The organism is Pseudomonas azerbaijanoccidentalis (assembly GCF_019145495.1).
Classification (GTDB): Bacteria; Pseudomonadota; Gammaproteobacteria; order Pseudomonadales; family Pseudomonadaceae; genus Aquipseudomonas; species Aquipseudomonas azerbaijanoccidentalis.
Genome location: NZ_JAHSTU010000002.1, coordinates 667909 through 687356, shown reverse-complemented (window position 1 = coordinate 687356; position 19448 = coordinate 667909). Strand labels below are relative to the sequence as shown.

22 protein-coding genes are annotated in these 19448 nt (G+C 58.7%); 9 read left to right on the top strand and 13 right to left on the bottom strand.

The window, feature by feature from the left end:
- Positions 1-45 precede the first annotated feature (45 nt).
- Genes yihG through KVG88_RS09695 form a run of 3 tightly spaced genes read right to left on the bottom strand, consistent with a single transcriptional unit; the run spans position 46 to position 3435 of the window.
- Positions 46-948: a 1-acylglycerol-3-phosphate O-acyltransferase, YihG family gene (yihG, locus tag KVG88_RS09705; RefSeq protein WP_150703650.1), complete on the bottom strand. Its 903-nt coding sequence runs from the start codon at positions 946-948 to the stop codon at positions 46-48.
- Positions 949-3048 (bottom strand): phosphate acetyltransferase, encoded by a 2100-nt coding sequence (pta, locus tag KVG88_RS09700; RefSeq protein WP_150703651.1) that lies wholly within the window; start codon positions 3046-3048, stop codon positions 949-951.
- A 60-nt stretch (positions 3049-3108) separates the two neighbouring features.
- A complete protein-coding gene (locus tag KVG88_RS09695; protein ID WP_150703652.1) occupies positions 3109-3435 on the bottom strand; it encodes a DUF3565 domain-containing protein in 327 nt (108 codons plus the stop codon).
- Here KVG88_RS09695 and KVG88_RS09690 point away from each other — a divergent pair.
- From KVG88_RS09690 to KVG88_RS09680, 3 genes are all read left to right on the top strand, one after another.
- Complete coding sequence (locus KVG88_RS09690; RefSeq protein ID WP_007901600.1) at positions 3404-3889, top strand: FKBP-type peptidyl-prolyl cis-trans isomerase; 486 nt, start codon at positions 3404-3406, stop codon at positions 3887-3889. The two genes, KVG88_RS09695 and KVG88_RS09690, sit on opposite strands and share 32 nt — an antisense overlap.
- A 123-nt stretch (positions 3890-4012) precedes the next feature.
- Positions 4013-4495: a glutathione peroxidase gene (locus KVG88_RS09685; RefSeq protein WP_150703653.1), complete on the top strand. Its 483-nt coding sequence runs from the start codon at positions 4013-4015 to the stop codon at positions 4493-4495.
- 195 nt (positions 4496-4690) lie between these two features.
- The gene (locus KVG88_RS09680; protein WP_217871208.1) at positions 4691-5794 is read left to right on the top strand and encodes an NADH:flavin oxidoreductase; all 1104 of its coding nucleotides are present in this window, start codon (positions 4691-4693) and stop codon (positions 5792-5794) included.
- Positions 5795-5906: 112 nt separating this feature from the next.
- On the opposite strand, the gene KVG88_RS09675 is transcribed toward KVG88_RS09680, so the two are convergent.
- Both KVG88_RS09675 and cysZ read right to left on the bottom strand, forming a co-directional pair.
- Complete coding sequence (locus KVG88_RS09675; RefSeq protein WP_217871207.1) at positions 5907-7082, bottom strand: glycosyltransferase family 4 protein; 1176 nt, start codon at positions 7080-7082, stop codon at positions 5907-5909.
- A gap of 64 nt (positions 7083-7146) precedes the next feature.
- Positions 7147-7899 (bottom strand): sulfate transporter CysZ, encoded by a 753-nt coding sequence (cysZ, locus tag KVG88_RS09670; RefSeq protein WP_217871206.1) that lies wholly within the window; start codon positions 7897-7899, stop codon positions 7147-7149.
- A gap of 315 nt (positions 7900-8214) precedes the next feature.
- Here cysZ and trxB point away from each other — a divergent pair, with 315 nt between their 5' ends.
- Positions 8215-9171, top strand: coding sequence for a thioredoxin-disulfide reductase (trxB, locus tag KVG88_RS09665; protein ID WP_217871205.1), 957 nt, complete (start codon positions 8215-8217; stop codon positions 9169-9171).
- A 160-nt stretch (positions 9172-9331) separates the two neighbouring features.
- Here trxB and KVG88_RS09660 read toward each other — a convergent pair whose 3' ends face one another.
- From KVG88_RS09660 to KVG88_RS09635, 6 genes are all read right to left on the bottom strand, one after another.
- Entirely contained in the window at positions 9332-10582 is a 1251-nt protein-coding gene (locus KVG88_RS09660) for a 2-aminoadipate transaminase (RefSeq protein ID WP_217871204.1), read from the bottom strand.
- Between the two features lie 198 nt (positions 10583-10780).
- A complete protein-coding gene (locus tag KVG88_RS09655; protein WP_150703660.1) occupies positions 10781-11119 on the bottom strand; it encodes a HopJ type III effector protein in 339 nt (112 codons plus the stop codon).
- Positions 11112-11408, bottom strand: coding sequence for a DUF1244 domain-containing protein (locus KVG88_RS09650; RefSeq protein WP_150703661.1), 297 nt, complete (start codon positions 11406-11408; stop codon positions 11112-11114). Before KVG88_RS09650 ends, KVG88_RS09655 begins: the two co-directional genes overlap by 8 nt.
- A gap of 42 nt (positions 11409-11450) precedes the next feature.
- Positions 11451-12197, bottom strand: coding sequence for a hypothetical protein (locus tag KVG88_RS09645; RefSeq protein ID WP_217871203.1), 747 nt, complete (start codon positions 12195-12197; stop codon positions 11451-11453).
- Entirely contained in the window at positions 12190-12888 is a 699-nt protein-coding gene (folM, locus tag KVG88_RS09640) for a dihydromonapterin reductase (protein WP_150703663.1), read from the bottom strand. Before folM ends, KVG88_RS09645 begins: the two co-directional genes overlap by 8 nt.
- 140 nt (positions 12889-13028) lie before the next feature.
- The gene (locus KVG88_RS09635) at positions 13029-13598 is read right to left on the bottom strand and encodes a putative antibiotic biosynthesis monooxygenase (RefSeq protein WP_150703664.1); all 570 of its coding nucleotides are present in this window, start codon (positions 13596-13598) and stop codon (positions 13029-13031) included.
- A 209-nt stretch (positions 13599-13807) separates the two neighbouring features.
- On the opposite strand from KVG88_RS09635, the gene KVG88_RS09630 reads away from it, so the two are divergent.
- Positions 13808-14767, top strand: a complete 960-nt coding sequence (locus KVG88_RS09630; RefSeq protein WP_150703665.1) for a MerR family transcriptional regulator — start codon at positions 13808-13810, stop codon at positions 14765-14767.
- Between the two features lie 3 nt (positions 14768-14770).
- Here KVG88_RS09630 and KVG88_RS09625 read toward each other — a convergent pair whose 3' ends face one another.
- Both KVG88_RS09625 and KVG88_RS09620 read right to left on the bottom strand, forming a co-directional pair.
- Entirely contained in the window at positions 14771-15376 is a 606-nt protein-coding gene (locus KVG88_RS09625; RefSeq protein ID WP_217871202.1) for a hypothetical protein, read from the bottom strand.
- Positions 15377-15430: 54 nt separating this feature from the next.
- Positions 15431-15907 (bottom strand): PAS domain-containing protein, encoded by a 477-nt coding sequence (locus KVG88_RS09620; protein WP_150703707.1) that lies wholly within the window; start codon positions 15905-15907, stop codon positions 15431-15433.
- A 101-nt stretch (positions 15908-16008) separates the two neighbouring features.
- Here KVG88_RS09620 and KVG88_RS09615 point away from each other — a divergent pair, with 101 nt between their 5' ends.
- The 4 genes from KVG88_RS09615 (at position 16009) to KVG88_RS09600 (ending at position 19418) form a co-directional block, all read left to right on the top strand.
- Positions 16009-16464: a flavodoxin gene (locus tag KVG88_RS09615; RefSeq protein ID WP_217871201.1), complete on the top strand. Its 456-nt coding sequence runs from the start codon at positions 16009-16011 to the stop codon at positions 16462-16464.
- 232 nt (positions 16465-16696) lie between these two features.
- A complete protein-coding gene (locus KVG88_RS09610) occupies positions 16697-17479 on the top strand; it encodes a class II aldolase/adducin family protein (RefSeq protein WP_217871200.1) in 783 nt (260 codons plus the stop codon).
- On the top strand, positions 17479-18381 hold the full coding sequence (locus KVG88_RS09605) for an alpha/beta fold hydrolase (RefSeq protein ID WP_217871199.1): 903 nt from the start codon (positions 17479-17481) through the stop codon (positions 18379-18381). Before KVG88_RS09610 ends, KVG88_RS09605 begins: the two co-directional genes overlap by 1 nt.
- A gap of 125 nt (positions 18382-18506) precedes the next feature.
- Complete coding sequence (locus KVG88_RS09600; RefSeq protein WP_217871198.1) at positions 18507-19418, top strand: SDR family oxidoreductase; 912 nt, start codon at positions 18507-18509, stop codon at positions 19416-19418.
- Positions 19419-19448: the final 30 nt, after the last annotated feature.

The following is a 19448-nucleotide window of genomic DNA, read 5'->3' as shown; positions in this document are numbered from 1 at the left end:
CGCCGAACCAACGTAGGAGCTGCCGAAGGCTGCGATCTTTTGAATTTACTGCTTTGGATACTCGCGGTGCAGCTGTTCCAGCAACGCATCCTTGTCCAGCCACAACTGATTGATCCAGCCCTGGAATTGCAGGCGGTATTCACCGTCCTGGTCATAGTTCTTGCCGATGAACTGCGGCGGAATCTTCAGCTCTTCAAAGTGCACCACCACGTCCGCCACATTCCCGCACAGCAAGTCCCAGAAGCCCGGGCGGCCGGCCGGGTAGTGGATGGTCACGTTGACGATCGACTCCAGTTGTTCACCCATCGCATCCAGCACGAACGCAATACCGCCAGCCTTGGGTTTTAGCAAATAACGAAACGGCGATTGCTGTTGCTTGTGCTTGCCCTCGGTGAAGCGCGTGCCCTCGACGAAATTGAAAATGCCCACTGGGTTATTGCGAAATTTGGCGCAGGTCTTGCGGGTGGTTTCCAGATCTTTGCCTTTCTTCTCCGGGTGTTTTTCCAGGTACGCCTTGGAGTAACGCTTCATGAACGGAAAGCCCAGCGCCCACCATGCCAGCCCGATCACCGGCACCCAGATCAGTTCCTGTTTGAGGAAAAACTTCAGCGGCTGGATACGACGGTTGAGCACGTATTGCAGTACCAGAATGTCGACCCAGCTCTGGTGGTTGCTGGTGATCAGGTACGAGTGCTGATAGTCGAGGCCTTGCAGGCCGCTGATGTGCCAGCGTGTGCGGCGCACCAGGTTCATCCAGCCCTTGTTTAGGCTGATCCAGGCTTCGTGGGTGTGGCTCATCAGCCAGCCCGCGAGACGCTGAGTGAGGGCAAACGGCAAGGCCTTGACGAGCGCTACGCAGAACAGAAACGAGCAGAGCAGAATTGTGTTCAACGCCAACAACAGTGCGGCAATCACGCCCCGCAGCGGAGCAGGTAGGAAATCCAGCATTTAAACATCCATAGGTCGGTTGGCTGCCTGGATCGCGGTCAACGCGATGGTGTAGACGATGTCGTCGACTTGCGCGCCTCGCGGCAAATCATTCACCGGTTTGCGCAGGCCTTGCAGCATCGGCCCGAGGCTGACGCAGTCGGCGCTGCGTTGCACCGCTTTGTGAGTGGTGTTGCCAGTGTTGAGGTCGGGGAACACGAACACGGTGGCGCGACCGGCCACCTGACTGTTCGGCGCCAATTGCCGGGCCACGGTTTCGTTGGCGGCGGCGTCGTACTGCAACGGGCCGTCGATCAGCAATGAATGTTGCTGTTCGTGGGCGAGCAGGGTGGCTTCACGGACCTTCTCGACTTCTTCGCCGCTGGCCGATTCACCGCTGGAGTAGCTGATCATCGCCACGCGCGGAGTGATGCCGAACGCCGCTGCCGAATCCGCACTTTGCAGCGCAATCTCGGCCAGCTCGCTGGCGCTCGGGTGCGGGTTCATCACGCAGTCGCCGTAGACCAGCACTTCCTCTGGAAACAGCATGAAGAACACCGAGGACACCAGTGTGCAACCCGGCGCGGTTTTAATCAGTTGAAGGGCCGGGCGAATGGTATTGGCGGTGGAGTGAATCACACCCGAAACCAGCCCATCGACCTCATCCAGCGCCAGCATCATGGTGCCGATCACCACGGTGTCTTCCAGTTGCTGCTCGGCCATCGGCGCGTTGAGGCTTTTGCTCTTGCGCAGCGAAACCATCGGCTCGACGTAGCGTTCGCGGATCAGGTCCGGATCAAGAATTTCCAGCCCCGGCGGCAACTCGATCCCTTGGGCGCGGGCAACGGCCTGCACGTCTTCGGGCTTGGCCAGCAACACGCAACGGGCGATGCCTCGGGCCTGGCAGATCGCGGCCGCTTGCACGGTCAACGGTTCACTGCCTTCGGGCAACACGATGCGCTTGTTAGCGCTCTGCGCACGCTGGATCAGCTGATAACGGAACACCGCCGGCGACAAGCGCATTTCCCGGGGCGTGCCGCAGCGCTGGTGCAGCCATTTGGCATCCAGATGGCTGGCAACGAAATCGGTGATGATTTCGGCGCGCTCGCGGTCGTCGATCGGGATTTCCTTGTTCAGCCCGTTCAACTGGTTGGCGGTGTCGTAGGAACCGGTACTCACCGACAACACCGGCAAGCCCGCCTGCAACGCGCCCCGGCACAAGTCCATGATGCGCGGGTCGGGCAGGGTATCGCTGGTCAGCAACAGGCCGGCCAGCGGCACGCCATTCATGGCCGCGAGGCTGACAGCGAGGATGATGTCGTCGCGATCGCCTGGCGTCACCACGAGCACGCCGGGCTTGAGCAATTCCACCGTGTTGCGCATGGTGCGGGCGCAGATGATGATTTTGGTCATGCGCCGTGTTTCGTAGTCGCCGGCGTTGAGCACTTGGGCGCCCATCAGATCAGCAACGTCACGGGTGCGCGGCGCGTTCAGCTCCGGCTGAAACGGGATACAGCCCAGCAGGCGGAAATCGCCGCTGCGCAACAGCGGTGAATGTTCCTTCAGGCGTGAGGCGAAGGCCTCCATGCTTTCGTCGGTCTTGACCTTGTTGAGGATCACGCCAAGGACTTTCGGGTCTTTCGGGCCGCCAAACAATTGCGCCTGCAACTCAACACGGCCGGAGAGTTCGGTCAGCACTTCGTTTTCCGGTGCCGAGACCAGGATCACTTCAGCGTCGAGGCTCTTGGCCAAATGCAGGTTGACCCGCGCGGCGTAACTGGCGCTGCGGGTCGGGACCATGCCTTCGACGATCAGCACGTCCTTGCCGATAGCGGCCTGCTGATAAAGGGTGATGATTTCTTCGAGCAGCTCATCGAGCTGACCGTCGCCGAGCATGCGCTCGACGTGGGCCAGGCCCAACGGCTGAGGCGGCTTCAAACCGTGGGTGCGGGCCACCAGTTCGGTGGAGCGTTCAGGTCCCGTGTCGCCCGGGTGCGGCTGGGCAATCGGTTTGAAAAAGCCGACCTTGAGCCCGGCGCGCTCAAGGGTACGCACCAGCCCGAGGCTGATGGAGGTCAGACCCACTCCAAAATCGGTGGGCGCGATAAAAAAAGTTTGCATGCGGATTCTCTGGAGGAGCATGGCAAAGGTGATCATCTATGTCTGACGATCTACCGAAATTCAGTCGCCAAGGTTATCGCTAACCGAGCCCTGTGCGCACCAACCGCAAGCAAAGGGCTGGCCTATTTTTTCAAGGCGTTGCACCGGGTCCATGACCCACGCCCGTGATTGCCACGGCGGCTGGTGGCGCAGGTGCTGGGTGTGGCCGCAGGAAAGCTCGGCCACCCAATGGCCGTCCTCATCCTGATGAAACCCGGTTATGGTCGAATCCCGTTTGTCCGGGTTGTGTTCGCTTTCAGGCGATTGCTTCGCTAAACTGGGTCTTTCAATATTCTTATGCAAAAGGTCTCGCCCCATGCTGATCGCCGCCAATAAGGCTGTCTCCATCGACTATACCCTGACCAACGACGCTGGTGAGGTCATCGACAGCTCCGCCGGCGGCGCGCCGCTGGTCTACCTGCAAGGCGCAGGCAACATCATCCCGGGCCTGGAAAAGGCGCTGGAAGGCAAAGCTGTCGGCGACGAGCTGACCGTAGCCGTTGAACCTGAAGATGCTTACGGCGAGTACGCTGCCGAACTGGTCAGCACCCTGAGCCGCAGCATGTTCGAAGGCGTTGACGAGCTGGAAGTGGGCATGCAGTTCCACGCTTCCGCTCCGGACGGCCAGATGCAAATCGTGACCATTCGTGATCTGGACGGCGACGACGTTACCGTTGACGGTAACCACCCGTTGGCTGGTCAGCGCCTGAATTTCCAGGTCAAGATCATTGACATCCGTGACGCCAGCCAGGAAGAAATCGCTCATGGCCACGTCCATGGCGAAGGTGGCCATCACCACTGATTTTCTGCGCTAAGCTTTCGAGTACTGGAGAGGCGCCCCGAGGGCGCCTTTTTAGTCTGCGGCTGTCCGTGTAACACCGCCAAGCGGCTGTTTCGAGAAGAACACTGGAATCTGGAGTACCTCATGAGTGCTTTTCACGACCTTAATTTGACAGCCCTGGATGGTCAGGCGCTACCTCTGGCACCGTTCAAGGGGCAAGTCGTGCTGGTGGTCAACGTTGCCTCCAAATGTGGCCTTACCCCGCAATATGCCGCGCTGGAAAACCTCTACCAGCAATACAAGGCCAAGGGTTTCAGCGTGCTAGGTTTGCCGTGCAACCAGTTTGCCGGGCAGGAGCCGGGCACCGAGCAAGAGATCCAGGATTTTTGCAGCCTCAACTACGGCGTGACCTTTCCGTTGTCCAGCAAGCTGGAAGTCAACGGTCACGAGCGTCATCAGTTGTACAAATTGCTGGCAGGCGAGGGCGCGGAGTTTCCGGGGGACATCACCTGGAACTTCGAAAAATTCCTGCTGGGCAAGGATGGTCGCGTACTGGCGCGTTTCTCGCCGCGTACGGCACCGGATGATCCGACCATCGTTCACGCGATTGAAAAAGCGCTGAGTTAAGCCAGAGATCAAGATCAGGGGATCGCAGCCTTCGGCAGCTCCTACGGCGAATGTGTACCCGTAGGAGGTGCCGAAGGCTGCGATCTTTTGCTTTGTGTCTTTTGACTCTTAATCACCAAAATCAATAATGCTGTTCAAGGCCTCGGACTCTCCATATTATCGCCGTCATAAAGTCATTCTTCCGTGGAGCGTCCCATGCCCGTCAAAGCCCTGTTCAAACCGTTCCACCTCGGCACCCTCGAACTGCCGACCCGCGTTGTCATGGCGCCAATGACCCGCTCGTTTTCACCGGGTGGCGTGCCTAACTCCAAAGTCATCGAGTATTACCGTCGTCGTGCCGCTGCGGGCGTTGGCTTGATCATCACCGAGGGCACCACCGTCGGTCACCAGGCTTCCAACGGTTACCCGAACGTACCGCATTTCTACGGTGAGGCCGCGCTGGCCGGCTGGAAGAAAGTGGTCGACGCGGTCCATGCCGAAGGCGGCAAGATCGTTCCGCAGTTGTGGCATGTCGGCAGTGTGCGTCGCATCGGCACCGAGCCGGACGCCAGCGTGCCGGGTTACGGGCCGTCGGAGAAAATCAAGGACGGGCAAGTCGTGGTTCACGGCATGACCCACCAAGACATTCAGGACGTGATTGCCGCGTTCGCCCAGGCCGCCAAGGATGCCCAGAGCATCGGCATGGACGGCGTGGAAATCCACGGCGCTCACGGCTATCTGGTAGACCAGTTCTTCTGGGAAGGCAGCAACCAGCGCACTGACGAATACGGTGGCAGCCTGGCCAACCGTTCGCGTTTTGCCATCGAACTGATTCAGGCGGCGCGTGCGGCGGTCGGCGAAGGCTTCCCGATCATCTTCCGTTTCTCGCAGTGGAAGCAGCAGGATTACACCGCACGTCTGGTGCAAACCCCGCAAGCGTTGGGTGAATTCCTCCAGCCATTGTCCGACGCAGGCGTGGATATTTTCCATTGCTCGACGCGCCGTTTCTGGGAACCGGAGTTCGACGGTTCCGAGCTGAACCTGGCAGGCTGGACCCGCAAACTCACCGGCAAGCCGACCATCACCGTGGGCAGCGTTGGCCTGGATGGCGAGTTCCTGCAGTTCATGGTCAACACCGACAAGGTCGCACAACCGGCCAGCCTGGAAAAACTGCTGGAGCGTTTGAACAATGACGAGTTCGATCTGGTGGCGGTGGGTCGTGCGTTGCTGGTGGACCCGGACTGGGCGCAGAAAGTGCGTGACGGTCGTGAGGAGGACATCCTGCCGTTCAGCCGTGAGGCGTTGATGACGCTGGTTTAAGCCTGATCAAGCCCCATCGCCAGCAGGCTGGCTCCCACAGGTTCTGTGTACACCGCAGATCCCATGTGGGAGCCAGCCTGCTGGCGATGAGGGACTTCAAGTCAGCAAAACATCAGGGCACAGTCGGCGCATTCGGCACCACCTGCTCCCCAACACAAGCACCCCGCAACTGCCCTTCAAATTGTTCAATGATCGCCGGCCAACCCTGCCGACTGGCATGCTGGCGCGCATTGAGCCGCACGCAGCGCAAGGTTTCGCGCTCTTCCAGCAACCACGCCGCCGCATCGCAGAACGCCTCTTCGTCCCCCGGCATCGCCGACACGCCGTTGTAGCCATGGCGGATGTGCTGCGCCGCCGCAGCCTGATCGTAAGCCACCACACCCAACCCCGAGGCCAATGCCTCCAGCACCACATTGCCGAAGGTTTCAGTCAGGCTGGGAAACAGAAACACATCCCCCGACGCATAGTGACTGGCCAGGGCTTCGCCGCGTTGGGCACCGCAGAAGATTGCTTCGGGCATTTCGCTTTCCATCAGCAGGCGTTGCGGGCCATCGCCCACCACGATCAGCTTCAAGTTGCGTTGTGGATAAGTCGCCTTGAGGGTATCGAAACAGCGCTTGAGCAAGCCCAGGTTTTTCTCCGGGGCCAAACGTCCTACATGAATCACAGCAATGTCGTTCTCACCCAGTCCCCATTGCTCGCGCAGCGCGTTCAAGCGTTTGGTCGGGTGGAACAGCTGGCTGTCGACACCGCGAGACAGCAACGCCAGACGCTCGAAATGCCGGCGTTCCAGTTCCATTCGCTGGCTGACACTCGGCACCAGCGTCAGGTTCGAGCGGTTGTGAAACCAGCGCAGGTAATGGGTCAGCAAACGCGTGAGCAAGCCGAGGCCGTACTGGCTGGAGTACTGCTGGAAATTGGTGTGAAAACCGCTGACCACTGAAATCCCCAAACGGCGTGCCGCGCGCAATGCCGACAAACCGAGCGGCCCCTCAGTGGCGATGTACAACACATCCGGGCGATGACGCTTCCAGCGCCGCAGCAGCTTGTGCATCGACGACTGACCCCATTGCAAGCCTGGGTAGCCGGGCAGCGGCCAGCCTCTACACAACAGCAATTCATCGTCGCTGCCCATTGATTGGTCGCAACCCTGACGCGGTCGGACCAACTCCACCTGATGCCCGCGTGCGCGCAAGCCGTCGCACAAGCGGCCCAGGGTATTGGCCACGCCGTTGATTTCCGGTGGGAAGGTTTCGGTGATCAGGGTGATATGCAGAGCTGTCGTCATGACCCCAGTTTCAGCTGGGGCCGTGTCGACGTTGTGACGTTCAGATGATGGATTTATGAATGGCTCAGCGTTGCACTACCAGACTCTCGGCACCGCGTTCACGTACCCAGAACAGCGTCGCCCCGGCTACAGCGGCCGGCATCATCAGAATATTGACCACCGGGATCAGCAACACCAGGTAAACGCTGCCGCCAAACCCCATGCTCTGCCAGCGCTTTTCTCGCAGCCAGGCGAGCATCTCGTTCCAGCCCAGCTTGTGGTTGTCCGCCGGGTAGTCGATGTACTGGATCGCCATCATCCACACGCCGAACAGCAGCCACAGCGGTGCGGCGATGATGTTCACCACCGGGATGAACGAGAGGATGAACAGCCCGATGGCCCGCGGCAGGAAGTAGCCGAGCTTGCGCATTTCGCGGGCGAGGGTGCGCGGGATCATCGCGATCAGCTCGCCCCAGCTGAAGGCCGGGAAGTCGTCGGTGCCACGCACCACCACTTCGACTTTCTCCGCGAGAAAACCGTTGAACGGCGCAGCGATGATGTTGGCGAGCATGGTGAAGGTGAAGAACACCATCAACACCACCAGCACCACGAACAGCGGCCAGAGGATGTAACTGAGGAAACTCAGCCACTCGGGCAGGGACGGCATCAGCGTATCGACCCACAGGCTGAACTGATGGCCGGCCAGATAGATCAATCCGACGAACAGCACCAGGTTGATCGCCAGCGGCAACAACACAAACAAACGCAGGCCCGGGCTCAGGACCAGCTTGAGGCCTTCGCGCAGGTATTGCGGGCCGGACAGAACGGGGGCGGGCATAACGTGCTCCGAGCAAAGGGTAAACGCGCCGACCTTACCGGCTTTGCCTGACGGGTGAAAGCGCGGCAGCAGTATCGACATTCACTGTAACAAAGGCGTCCTGAAAAGCACGCTGACGGGATAGAGACCACCTATGAGCTGGATTGTTAAACCGTATTTCCTTAATCTTCGCCCCCTCGATACGCTGCACCCAATCTTTTTACAGGACTGTCGAGTTCAAGCCTTCCCCAAGTGCTTTCAATGGTCCTTTTTTATTCCCGCCGGTGATCCGGCGTTCCGTGCCAGGTGTTCCGGGCCGGTCAACAGGAGCAGGTCATGTCTGAAGTCCGTCATTCGCGAGTGATTATTCTCGGTTCCGGCCCTGCCGGTTACAGCGCAGCGGTATACGCCGCCCGTGCCAACCTCAAGCCACTGCTGATCACCGGCATGCAGGCCGGCGGTCAACTGACCACCACCACCGAAGTCGACAACTGGCCGGGCGACGTCCACGGCCTGACCGGCCCGGCGCTGATGGAGCGGATGCGCGAGCACGCCGAGCGCTTTGAAACCGAGATCGTGTTCGATCACATCAATGCCGTCGACTTTGCTGCCAAGCCGTACACCCTGACCGGCGACAGCGCGACCTACACCTGCGACGCCCTGATCATCGCCACCGGTGCCAGCGCTCGTTACCTGGGCCTGCCGTCCGAAGAAACCTTCATGGGCAAAGGCGTTTCGGCCTGCGCGACCTGCGACGGTTTCTTCTACCGCAACAAGCCAGTGGCTGTGGTCGGCGGCGGCAACACCGCTGTTGAAGAAGCCCTGTACCTGGCCAACATCGCCAGCACTGTAACCTTGATCCACCGTCGCGAAACGTTCCGCGCCGAGAAGATCCTGATCGACAAGCTCAGTGCTCGCGTGGCCGAAGGCAAAATTATCCTGAAGCTGAACGCGACCCTGGACGAAGTCCTGGGCGACAACATGGGCGTGACCGGTGCTCGCCTGAAAAACAACGACGGCAGCTTCGACGAAGTGAAAGTCGACGGCGTGTTCATCGCCATCGGCCACACCCCGAACACTTCGTTGTTCGAAGGTCAATTGACCCTGAAAGACGGCTACCTGGTGGTGCACGGCGGCCGTGACGGCAACGCCACTGCGACCAACCTGGAAGGTATCTTTGCTGCCGGTGACGTGGCTGACCACGTTTACCGTCAGGCCATCACCTCTGCCGGCGCCGGTTGCATGGCGGCACTGGACGCCGAGCGTTACCTCGACGGTCTGCAGAACGCTTGAATCTGCAGTCATCGAAATGAAAAAACCGGCTTCGGCCGGTTTTTTGTTCCTATGAAAAACATGATTCCCATGGCGTAGGAGCTGCCGAAGGCTGCGATCTTTTGATCTTGATCTTCAAGAGCCAGATCAAAAGATCGCAGCCTTCGGCAGCTCCTACAGGTCAGATCAGTTTTGCCAGGCAGGCTTCAAGGATATCCAGCCCTTCTTCCAGCACCGCAGCTTCAGTGGTCAGCGGCGCCAACAGCCGAATGATGTGGCGCGACTTGCCACTGGGCATCAGCAGCAAACCTGCATCCCGCGCCAAGGCCAGCAGTTGCGTCAATTGTGCGGCAGCGGGCGTGCCGTCGGCATGTGCCAGCTCGATGCCGCGCATCGCGCCGACACCGGTCAGGCGTCCCAGATACGGCGACAGCTTGCTTGCGCGCCAGGTTTCGTAGCGACTGACAATCGCCTCCTCCTGCTGCGCGCCCCAGGACTGCAGGTTGGCATCCGTCATTTCATCCAGCGTCGCCAACGCGGCGGCGCAGGCAATGGGATTGCCGGAATAGGTGCCACCCAGTCCACCCTTGGGCAAATTGTCGAGCAGTGATTTGCGCCCGACCACTGCACCCAGCGGCACGCCGCCAGCGATGCTTTTGCCAAGCAGGATCAGGTCTGGTTCGATGCCCAGTCGCGAGAACGCAAAGCGCTGGCCGGTGCGGCCGAAACCGGACTGGATTTCATCGGCGATCAACACAATGCCTTTGTCGTCGCAGAATTTGCGCAGCGCTTGGGCAAACTCGACGTCCATGGCCAGAAAGCCGGCTTCACCTTGCACCGGCTCGACGATGAAGCAGGCGACATCCTCGACGTCGATTTCAACGCTGAACAGGCGCTCCATGGCTTTCAGGGCTTCAGCACAGGTCACTCCGTTGTCCGCGCTGGGGAAGGGCAAGTGATACACAGGCCCCGGCAACACACCGACTTTTTGTTTGTAAGGCGCGACCTTGCCGTTGAGGTTCAGCGTTGCCAGGGTGCGACCGTGGAAGGCGCCGTCGAAGGCAATCACCGCGCTACGACCGGTTGCGCCACGGACGATCTTCAGCGCGTTCTCAGCCGCTTCGGCGCCACTGTTGGTCAGCATGCCGCTAACCGGGTAATCGACCGGGATAAACGCGCTCAGGCGGTCCATCAAGTCGATGTAGGGTCCATGAGGCGCGGCATTGAACGCGTAGTGGGTCAGGCGCGTGGCTTGTTCGCGAATGGCGTCGACGATGGCGGGATGGCAATGGCCGAGGTTCAGCACGCCAATACCACCGACAAAGTCGATGTAGCGTTTGCCGTCGGTGTCCCACACCTCGGCATTTTTGCCGTGGCTGAGGGTGACAGGGTGAACGATGTTGATCGACTGGCTGATGGTTTCGCTGCGCATGGGGGCCGGCTCGGAAGAAGGAGGACTTCTTTTTATCTAAGCCGTCAGCAGCGGTACTCGGCAAACGAAATAAAGTTGCCGGGTCAATCTTAAAAGTCTGGATGTGAGGGCAATGGATCAAAGGATCGCAGCCTTCGGCAGCTCCTACAGGGGTATGCGATCAATGTAGGGGCTGCCGAAGGCTGCGATCTTTTGCAATCAGCGGCGGGTCAGGGGTTGCTGGGTGAATTTCACGCCGGCCAGACCATGGGCAATCAACGCACGGATATTGCCGTGGTCGCTGCCTTCCGGCGTCGCCAGCACCGAGCGGTAATGCTCGCCGAACGCCAGCAGTGCTTCTTCATCGCTCAGGCCTTCCAGCAATGCCAGGCCCAGGGTCTTGCACGAACCTTCGTTCTGCCCGGCCGCGTTGTCCACACCGCCGTTGTTGAAGGCTTGAGGCTGGTAGTCGTAAGCACCGGCGATGAACGCCAGGGTGTCGGCGAAAACGTGCTCACCGGTCTTGAGGCTGGCGCGCAGGGTGTTCAAATCACTCATTGGGTTTTCCTTTGGCGAACGCGGCTTGTTGTTCGGCGTTGGCTTCTTGCTGAAATTGGGCTTTCCACTCGGCGTACGGCATGCCGTAAACCACTTCGCGGGCGTCATCGAGGCTGACCTCGATCTGACGTTCGTCGGCAGCGGCCTTGTACCACTTGGACAGGCAGTTGCGGCAGAAACCCGAGAGGTTCATCAGGTCGATATTCTGCACATCCTTGCGGCTGTCCAGGTGGGCCACTAGCCGGCGAAAGGCCGCGGCTTCGAGTTCGAGGCGTTGTTGGTCATTCATGGGAGGCTCTGTCGGTTTCTGGCAAGTCGTTGAGAGTCATGGCTACAAAGGAGCGGGATCGGCATCGGTATAGATATTCACCGAATTGCGCTCGGCAGTCCGTATGAACGACTGCGTCATCATGGCGATGTCCTGGATGATAAATAGCTTTTTGTCGGGGCTATTGAGCAGATCAGTGGAAATGTTAATGCCATCTTGCATGCCGGGCCAGGTGCACCAGATGGATATCACCTGCTCCCCGGAGCTTTTGATGGTGGCATGCTCGAAATTGACTTTGTAGCCCACCGATTCCGCCCCGCCGAAGGTGTACTGGAAAATGCTCTGCATGGTTTCTATGGATTCGGCAGTTTTCAGGAAGTAGGCGACGATAATTCGGTCGACATTGAAACCTATCCACATTTTGGTTTTGGTGTTTTTGTTTTCCAGATGATAGTTGGCACCAAAAATGTTGTTGATCGCAGACACCGCTACATTAAGTTTTTGCCCGTGCGAATCCTCGATCTTGCGCAGGGTTTTCGGCATGTTATTGAGCAGCAGCATTTCTGTTTTGCTGATCAGATAATGCAGGTTGGCTTCACGCTCTCCAAATATCAGGATCAGGCTGATAACCAGCGCGGTGGCGGCCAACTGTGCCAGTGACAAGGACAACAGTATCCAGTCGCTGTGATCGGGAACGCCGACAAAGGACAGTGACACGTAGACCGCTGCGAACAGGCACAGGGTCAACGCAGAAACAATGGTCAGCTTTATCCAGCCGGGCAGGTAAATCAGCTTTTTGGAGTCAATCATTCACGATTCCTTTCTTGATGTGGCGTCCGCCATTAATGACGACGCTGGTTCCAGTGCTGTAGTCGGTGTTGAGCAAAAACATGACGGCGTCGATCAACGGTTGTGCGCCGGGCTCAAATTCTAGAAGGGCTTTCTTCAGTGTCCGTTGGGAATACTCCGGCGTGCTGTTTTCCTTGAGGATGAGCAAGCCGGGAAGGATGGCGTTCACCCTGATCGTGGGCGCGTATTTTTCTGCGAAAGACAACACCATGTTTTGCAGTGCCGATTTGGTAGCCGCGTATCCAATATGGCTTTTGCTGCCCCGAGATGATGTTTCGTCGCAGATATGAATAATGTCGGACCTGTCCAGCCGCTGCAGATGAGCTCCCAGTTCGAGATTCAAATGATAGGGCGCTTCGACATGAAGTTTGAACATGGTGTTCAGGTTTTCGAGGCCGTCGTCGAGCCACAACGAAGCGTTGTGGATCACGGCACGCAAGCTGTCGAAGTTGGCCTTGATATAGGCGATCAGTGCTTCGCGATCGCTCTGGAGTTCAAGATCTGCCTGGAATGGCACCATATTCGGGTGCGGTGTCTCAAGATTGCCGGAGCGGCTAACGCAGATAACGGTGTTGCCAGCCTCCGCCAGTGTAGTGGCAAGCTGGAGGCCGACACGCTTGCTGGTACCGGTAACGAGTATTGGACTATTCATAGATGTACGATCAACTTCAGTAGGTCTATGCATGGGCTAAATGCATGCAGCATAACTGAAGTGCTCGCGCTAGCGGCTACCTTCTCCCATCCGTAGCGATCCGGATATCAAGCGTTTGAACCAACGTGCCCCATGGGGCATTAGTGATTGCTGACCGATTTGACCGTCAATGAACGGGGTTGCGTCTTTCTGTTCAGCCAGCCTGCCAGCACGTGCGTCGACAAGGGAATAAAGAAGTACACCATCAGTGGCGTCAGGCACAGGGTGCTGACGAACACGCGGCTGAAAAGGCCCATTTCGCTCATCACCGGGCCCAGGGCAAAGTTGAACAGCAGCGAAACCGGAAAGAACGCCAGCCAGATCGCCACAGCCTGTTTCCAGCGCGGTGGACGCTGACCTGCCGCGCCGAACCAGCCCTCGATGCCGCTGACCCGATGTTCGGTGGGGTGGGCAAACAAGTCGCTGCCACGTGCCAGCCACGCGGTGCGCGAGGCCGAGTGTTCCCAGACATGCAGAGTCTGTTCGTCGGCGAAACGGAAAATGATCTGGAATTCGTCATCGTCGGGAGGCGGAGCGAGCACGCCGGAGCCGAGATAGCCGGGGAAGTCGGTGGCCAGTTGTTCGCCTTCGCGCAACCAGGTCATCAGGTCCTGATAGCGCCCATCGGCGACGCGACGCGCAACCATTAGCGTAACGGGGGAGGTAGACATTTTGTATCTCCGTATAACGATTGCGACACTCCGGATAGGAGTTTCGCCAGGCGCAGCGCCGGGGTGATGGGCTGCGTCTCGGGACAAGCAAGGATTATTCCTGATTCTGCCCTGCGCGTCTGTGACATTCCGTTATTGAATTTTTACGGAAAATTTACGGGGAGCGGGGGTTAGAATGGGACTCGAACGTTACAAGGATGTTGAACCCGATGCCCGTACTCACTGACATCGCTACGGATTCCAGCCAGTCCGATGCACTTGAGCAGGAAGAGCTTTTCCCCATTCGCGAGGTGTCGCGTCTGACTGGCGTCAACCCGGTCACCTTGCGTGCATGGGAGCGTCGGTACGGGCTCGTTGTGCCGATACGCACCGATAGTGGGCATCGCCTCTACTCGATGACCGATGTTGAGCGTGTGCGCAGCATTCTCGACTGGATCGAACGCGGCGTCGCCGTCAGCAAAATCGGCAAGATACTGGCCAAGGCTGCTCCGCTTCAGGCGCTGGCGCACATCATCCCCAACGACCTTGTGCAAGCCGACTATGCGCAATGGCAGCAGCAGGTCGAGACCGCGGTCGTCGCGTTTGACGAGGCTCGACTGGATCAGGTTTACGGACAGATCTTTTCCACTTACGCGCAGCCGGTCGTGTTTCAGGACATCCTACTTCCGCTCTGGAAACAGTTGCTGCAACGCCAGGACACGTTCGGGCGGACCAGCGAATGGCTTTTCCTGGATGGTTTTCTGCGAGCGCGGGTGTTGCAGCGTTTGCTGCTGGTTCGCGACAAACAGCCACGGCGAGTCATTGTCTGTGCCCTTGCCGGGCAATGTCGGGAGCTTGAGCTGCTGATTGCTGCGCTCTTTCTCGGCACCGGGCAAACCGGAGTGCGGGTGCTGACGATTGGCCAACCGTTTGATGAATTGACCCTGGTTTGCGAGCGGATCAAGCCTCAGGCGCTGGTGCTGTTTTCCAACCATGTGCCGACGCCCGAGCTGCCGCGACGTTTGAATCGCCTGGCGATGAGCCTGGATTGTCCGGTGATGTTGGCGGGCGATGCGTCGGACCTGGCGCAGGAAAGCCTGGCCGGATCGTCGATTGGTTGTCTGGGTAACGAGGGAACGGTGATGCGCCAGCGCCTGGATCAATTCCTGGCGGGCAGTCTGGATACCTGATCGTCAGAGATGCAGGGTAGGGTGAGTCAGTCGATGCTGCTGCAGGATATATTGGCGCAGACGCTCGGTTTCATCCTTGTCGTCCTGGCTCAACTGATACGCATAGAAGCCTTGTTCGGTTTCTTTCTCAAGCGTGCCACGCAAAGCGATTCGCTCATAGCCTGACGGGCTGAACCACAGGGCGAAATGCTTCGGCGCTTTGGTTTTGTTGCGAACTTCCAGCAACACACCCTTGAACGACACTTCGTGCACCCACATCGTGCCGGGCTGGCCCTTGGCGTTTTCCAGCGCTACCGGTTCGTCGAGCACCAGCCGCCACGGCCGAACCAATGGCCCGTCTTCATAGATGCTGGGAACACCGAGCCGCAGATGCAGCGCGTGAAACTCGTCTTCCACCAGATGCAGGGGAAAGGTCATCTGTTGGTTTTCGAAATTGGCTTGAATGGTGACTTGCTCATGCGCAGCAAGGCGTGTGAGCAAGTCACGGATCTGCGAACCACCGTTGACGAGCAGACTCGACGTCGCATCCCGCACATTGAGTTGCGGGTTGTGTTGCATGGTCTGGATAAAATCCAGCTCATCCTGGGTCAGGAGCGCGTCGCGTTGCATAGCAGACTCGAAAGATATAGTTACAAAGTCATTGGTGATTGTAGTTAATGACAATTAATTCGCAGATTTGTTTTCGCCGTTCGTCGCCTTGATTGCAGCAAGCTCTGCCTGGAGTTCAGCCAATTGCGCTTCAAGCTGCACGACCCGCTGCTGCGCCTTGACCTGCACAGTCACGTCTTTCTGCACACCAATGAAATAAACCTGCCCATCGTTCGGGTTTTTCACTGTGGAAATGGACAGCTCGTTCCAGAACGGGGTGCCGTCCTTGCGGTAGTTCCGGATGATTTCCCGGCAGGCGCCTTCGCTGTTCAAGGCATCGCGGATCGCCGGGAGAGCTTGCTGGTCGCGGTCACCGGATTGAAGAAAGCGGCAATCCTGGTAGAGGATTTCTTCGCTGGTGTAACCGGTCAGCCGTTCGAACGCGGGGTTGACGTAAATCAGGATCTTGTCTTGATCGCCTTCCTTTTCGGCAATCACGATGCCGTCGTTGGAGGCATTGATCGCCAGTTGCAGCAGTTTTGCGTTGATCATCGTGAAACCCTTCCTTGTTGGTTGTCTGCGGCATTCTAAAAGAACAATGCTGACCGTGCTGTTAATATCCCGGTCTTTCACTCAGGTTCAGGATCAGATTGATGAAAGTCGCCATCATTTCCGGCTCGGTCTACGGCACGGCTGAAGAAGTTGCCCGTCACGCCGCGTCCATTTTGAAAACCGCCGGTTTCGAGACCTTGCACAACCCGCGTGCAAGCCTTGCTGACATTCAAGCCTTCGGCCCGGACGCTTTTCTGGCCGTGACTTCGACCACCGGCATGGGCGAATTGCCGGACAATCTGCAACCGCTGTACTTCGCGATTCGCGATCAGTTGCCCGCCGCATGGCGTGGCTTGCCGGGCGCGGTCATCGGGCTGGGTGACGCCAGTTATGGCGATACTTTTTGCGGCGGTGGTGAGTTGATGCGCGAATTGTTCGGTGAGCTGGGTGTTCGTGAAGTCCTGCCGATGTTGCGTCTGGACGCCAGTGAAAGTGTGACGCCGGAAGCCGATGCCGAGCCCTGGCTGGCTGAACTGACCAGCGCATTGCGCGACTGACCGTCGGACTTCTACGTGGGATTCAACCGTTGTCACGGTTCTGTCGAGGCGGGCTGAAAGGCGCGTCTCGCCTGGCTTGGCGGCGGTACTTTGACGCGGATCCAAACTCTTTGGGGCAGTGACTCGTTCGGCCATCAAGCTGGCTGCCAATGCAACTACAGGAACCCCGGAGGCTGACTAGACTCGGTAGTCATTGGAAACACTCCATAATAAAAAACCGAGGTTCCTTGCCGTGAGCGTAGCCCCCGTCCAATCCTCACAGAGTGTCAAAGACTTGGTCAGTGCCGCTGAATGGCAGACCCGTGTTGACCTCGCCGCCTGTTACCGCCTCGTGGCCCAGCACGGCTGGGATGATCTGATCTTCACCCACATCTCCGCCAAAGTGCCTGGCACCGAAGACTTCCTGATCAACCCGTTCGGCTTGATGTTTCATGAGATCACGGCGTCCAGTCTGGTCAAGGTCGACCAGGCCGGTAACAAACTGATGGACAGTCCTTACGAGATCAATCCGGCCGGTTACACCATTCACAGCGCCGTGCACGAAGTTCGCCACGATGTGGTTTGCGTGCTGCATACCCACACGGCTTCGGGGGTTGCGGTGTCGGCGCAGAAACAAGGAGTTTTGCCCATCAGCCAACAGTCGTTGTTTGTCCTGTCGAGCCTGGCGTACCACGCCTATGAAGGCGTCGCGCTCAATCACGAAGAAAAGGCGCGACTGCAAGCCGACCTCGGCGAGAACAACTTTTTGATGCTGCACAACCATGGTCTGTTGACCTGCGGCAGCACCATCGCCGATACCTTCCTGATGATGTTTACCTTTCAGCGCGCCTGCGACATTCAAGTCATGGCGCAGAACGGTGGCGCCGAGTTGATCGCCATCGAGCCGCAGATTCTCGCCGGTGCCAAGGCGATGATTGCCGGCGTTACCAAAAGCTCCCAAGGCATGGGCGGAGCGCTGGCCTGGCCGGCGCTGCTGCGCAAACTCGATAAACAAGACCCGGGTTATAAACTCTAATGCCACTCGCCGAGATCCCCCTGAGTGTCTGGCGCAAGCGCAGCCAGACTTTCAAGTTCCGTGGCCAGACCATCCATTACTGGACGGCGGGGCAGGGTGAGCCGCTGCTGCTCATCCATGGTTTCCCGAGTGCCAGTTGGGACTGGCACTATCTCTGGCAACCACTTGCTCAGCGCTATCGGGTGATTGCCTGCGACATGCTGGGTTTCGGCGACTCTGCCAAACCGGTCAACCATGAATACAGTTTGCTGGAGCAGGCCGACCTGCAACAGGCGTTGCTCGAACACCTGAATGTCGAGCAATCGGTGCACGTCCTTGCTCACGACTACGGCGACAGCGTGGCCCAGGAACTGTTGGCCCGGCATTACGAGGCGCGCATCAACCTCGCCAGTTGCGTGTTCCTCAATGGCGGCCTGTTTCCGGAAACCCACCGTCCGGTCATGATGCAAAAACTGCTGCTCAGCCCGTTGGGCTGGATGATCGGCCGCGCGTTCAGTCGTGATGGACTGGTGAAAAGCTTCCGTCAGATCTTCGGTCCCAAAACCAGCCCCAGCGAAAGCCAAATGGATGATTTCTGGAGCCTGATCGAAAGTAACCGCGGCCCGCGGATCATGCACAAATTGATCACCTACATCCCGGAACGGCGTGTTCAGCGCGATCGATGGGTCGCAGCGATGCAGCTTGGCGATGTGCCCATGCGAGTGATCGATGGCGAAGTCGATCCGATCTCGGGCGCACACATGGTTGCGCGTTACCGCGAGTTGATCCCCGAGCCAGACACCGTGCTGTTGACCGACATCGGTCACTACCCCCAGATCGAGGCGCCGTGCCAGGTGCTCAAGCATTACCTGGCGTTTCGCGACCGGTTGGTTTCACCGCCGCTCAAAGTCGCTTGTTCCTGAAGGCTGGGGCTCATCATCCCCCAGCCTTATCGCACACCATTCAGCCTCCCCCGTGTTCATTGTGAGCCGCAGCGCCGTGCCTGACACTCCAAGGCAATGTCCCTGGCCTGTTGGAGTTTCCCCACATGAATGAGTCTGTGCGCTTCGAAGATAAAGTCGTGATCATCACCGGTGCGGGTGGCGGCCTGGGACGGGCGCACGCATTGCTGTTCGCCAAACAGGGCGCGAAAGTGCTGGTCAATGACCTCGGCGGTTCGGCCCAGGGCGAAGGCGCGAATGCCTCGGCTGCTGATCGCGTGGTGGCGGAAATTCGTGAGGCCGGTGGCACTGCCGTGGCCAACCACGACTCGGTCACTGACGGCGACAAACTGGTCCAGCACGCCCTCGATGCCTTCGGCCGCGTCGACGTAGTGGTCAACAACGCCGGAATCCTGCGCGACAAGACCTTCCACAAAATGGACGACGCCGATTGGGACCTGGTTTACCGCGTCCACGTCGAAGGCGCCTACAAGGTGACCCGCGCCGCGTGGCCACACATGCGCGAACAAAACTACGGCCGGGTGATCTTCACCGCGTCCACCTCGGGCATCTACGGCAACTTCGGCCAGTCCAACTACGGCATGGCCAAACTCGGCCTCTATGGCCTGACCCGCACCCTGGCCATCGAAGGTCGCAAGAACAACATCCTGGTCAACGCCATCGCCCCCACCGGCGGCACCCGCATGACCGAAGGCCTGATCCCGCCGCAAGTGTTCGAACAACTCAAACCGGAACTGGTCAGCCCGCTGGTGGTGTACCTGGCCAGCGAAAACTGCCAGGAAACCTCCGGCCTGTTTGAAGTCGGCGGCGGCTGGATGGGCAAAGTGCGCTGGGAACGCAGCCTCGGCGCCGGATTCGACCCACGAGTTGGTTTCTCCCCTGAAGACGTAGCCGCGCATTGGCAGCAAATCTGCGATTTCGAAGGGGCGGCGCATCCGAAGGACAATATTGAAGCGTTGAAAGAGATGATGGGGAATTTGCAGAAGTATGCGATTTAATATTAATGGAGCAGGTATGGATACCTTCTC

What these genes read in the sequence shown, in the direction of transcription:
- yihG (WP_150703650.1), bottom strand. Translation starts at nt 948, where the DNA reads ATGCTGGATTTCCTACCTGCTCCGCTGCGGGGCGTGATTGCCGCACTG.
- pta (WP_150703651.1), bottom strand. Translation starts at nt 3,048, where the DNA reads ATGCAAACTTTTTTTATCGCGCCCACCGATTTTGGAGTGGGTCTGACC.
- KVG88_RS09690 (WP_007901600.1), top strand. Translation starts at nt 3,404, where the DNA reads ATGCTGATCGCCGCCAATAAGGCTGTCTCCATCGACTATACCCTGACC.
- KVG88_RS09695 (WP_150703652.1), bottom strand. Translation starts at nt 3,435, where the DNA reads ATGGAGACAGCCTTATTGGCGGCGATCAGCATGGGGCGAGACCTTTTG.
- KVG88_RS09685 (WP_150703653.1), top strand. Translation starts at nt 4,013, where the DNA reads ATGAGTGCTTTTCACGACCTTAATTTGACAGCCCTGGATGGTCAGGCG.
- KVG88_RS09680 (WP_217871208.1), top strand. Translation starts at nt 4,691, where the DNA reads ATGCCCGTCAAAGCCCTGTTCAAACCGTTCCACCTCGGCACCCTCGAA.
- KVG88_RS09675 (WP_217871207.1), bottom strand. Translation starts at nt 7,082, where the DNA reads ATGACGACAGCTCTGCATATCACCCTGATCACCGAAACCTTCCCACCG.
- cysZ (WP_217871206.1), bottom strand. Translation starts at nt 7,899, where the DNA reads ATGCCCGCCCCCGTTCTGTCCGGCCCGCAATACCTGCGCGAAGGCCTC.
- trxB (WP_217871205.1), top strand. Translation starts at nt 8,215, where the DNA reads ATGTCTGAAGTCCGTCATTCGCGAGTGATTATTCTCGGTTCCGGCCCT.
- KVG88_RS09660 (WP_217871204.1), bottom strand. Translation starts at nt 10,582, where the DNA reads ATGCGCAGCGAAACCATCAGCCAGTCGATCAACATCGTTCACCCTGTC.
- KVG88_RS09655 (WP_150703660.1), bottom strand. Translation starts at nt 11,119, where the DNA reads ATGAGTGATTTGAACACCCTGCGCGCCAGCCTCAAGACCGGTGAGCAC.
- KVG88_RS09650 (WP_150703661.1), bottom strand. Translation starts at nt 11,408, where the DNA reads ATGAATGACCAACAACGCCTCGAACTCGAAGCCGCGGCCTTTCGCCGG.
- KVG88_RS09645 (WP_217871203.1), bottom strand. Translation starts at nt 12,197, where the DNA reads ATGATTGACTCCAAAAAGCTGATTTACCTGCCCGGCTGGATAAAGCTG.
- folM (WP_150703663.1), bottom strand. Translation starts at nt 12,888, where the DNA reads ATGAATAGTCCAATACTCGTTACCGGTACCAGCAAGCGTGTCGGCCTC.
- KVG88_RS09635 (WP_150703664.1), bottom strand. Translation starts at nt 13,598, where the DNA reads ATGTCTACCTCCCCCGTTACGCTAATGGTTGCGCGTCGCGTCGCCGAT.
- KVG88_RS09630 (WP_150703665.1), top strand. Translation starts at nt 13,808, where the DNA reads ATGCCCGTACTCACTGACATCGCTACGGATTCCAGCCAGTCCGATGCA.
- KVG88_RS09625 (WP_217871202.1), bottom strand. Translation starts at nt 15,376, where the DNA reads ATGCAACGCGACGCGCTCCTGACCCAGGATGAGCTGGATTTTATCCAG.
- KVG88_RS09620 (WP_150703707.1), bottom strand. Translation starts at nt 15,907, where the DNA reads ATGATCAACGCAAAACTGCTGCAACTGGCGATCAATGCCTCCAACGAC.
- KVG88_RS09615 (WP_217871201.1), top strand. Translation starts at nt 16,009, where the DNA reads ATGAAAGTCGCCATCATTTCCGGCTCGGTCTACGGCACGGCTGAAGAA.
- KVG88_RS09605 (WP_217871199.1), top strand. Translation starts at nt 17,479, where the DNA reads ATGCCACTCGCCGAGATCCCCCTGAGTGTCTGGCGCAAGCGCAGCCAG.
- KVG88_RS09600 (WP_217871198.1), top strand. Translation starts at nt 18,507, where the DNA reads ATGAATGAGTCTGTGCGCTTCGAAGATAAAGTCGTGATCATCACCGGT.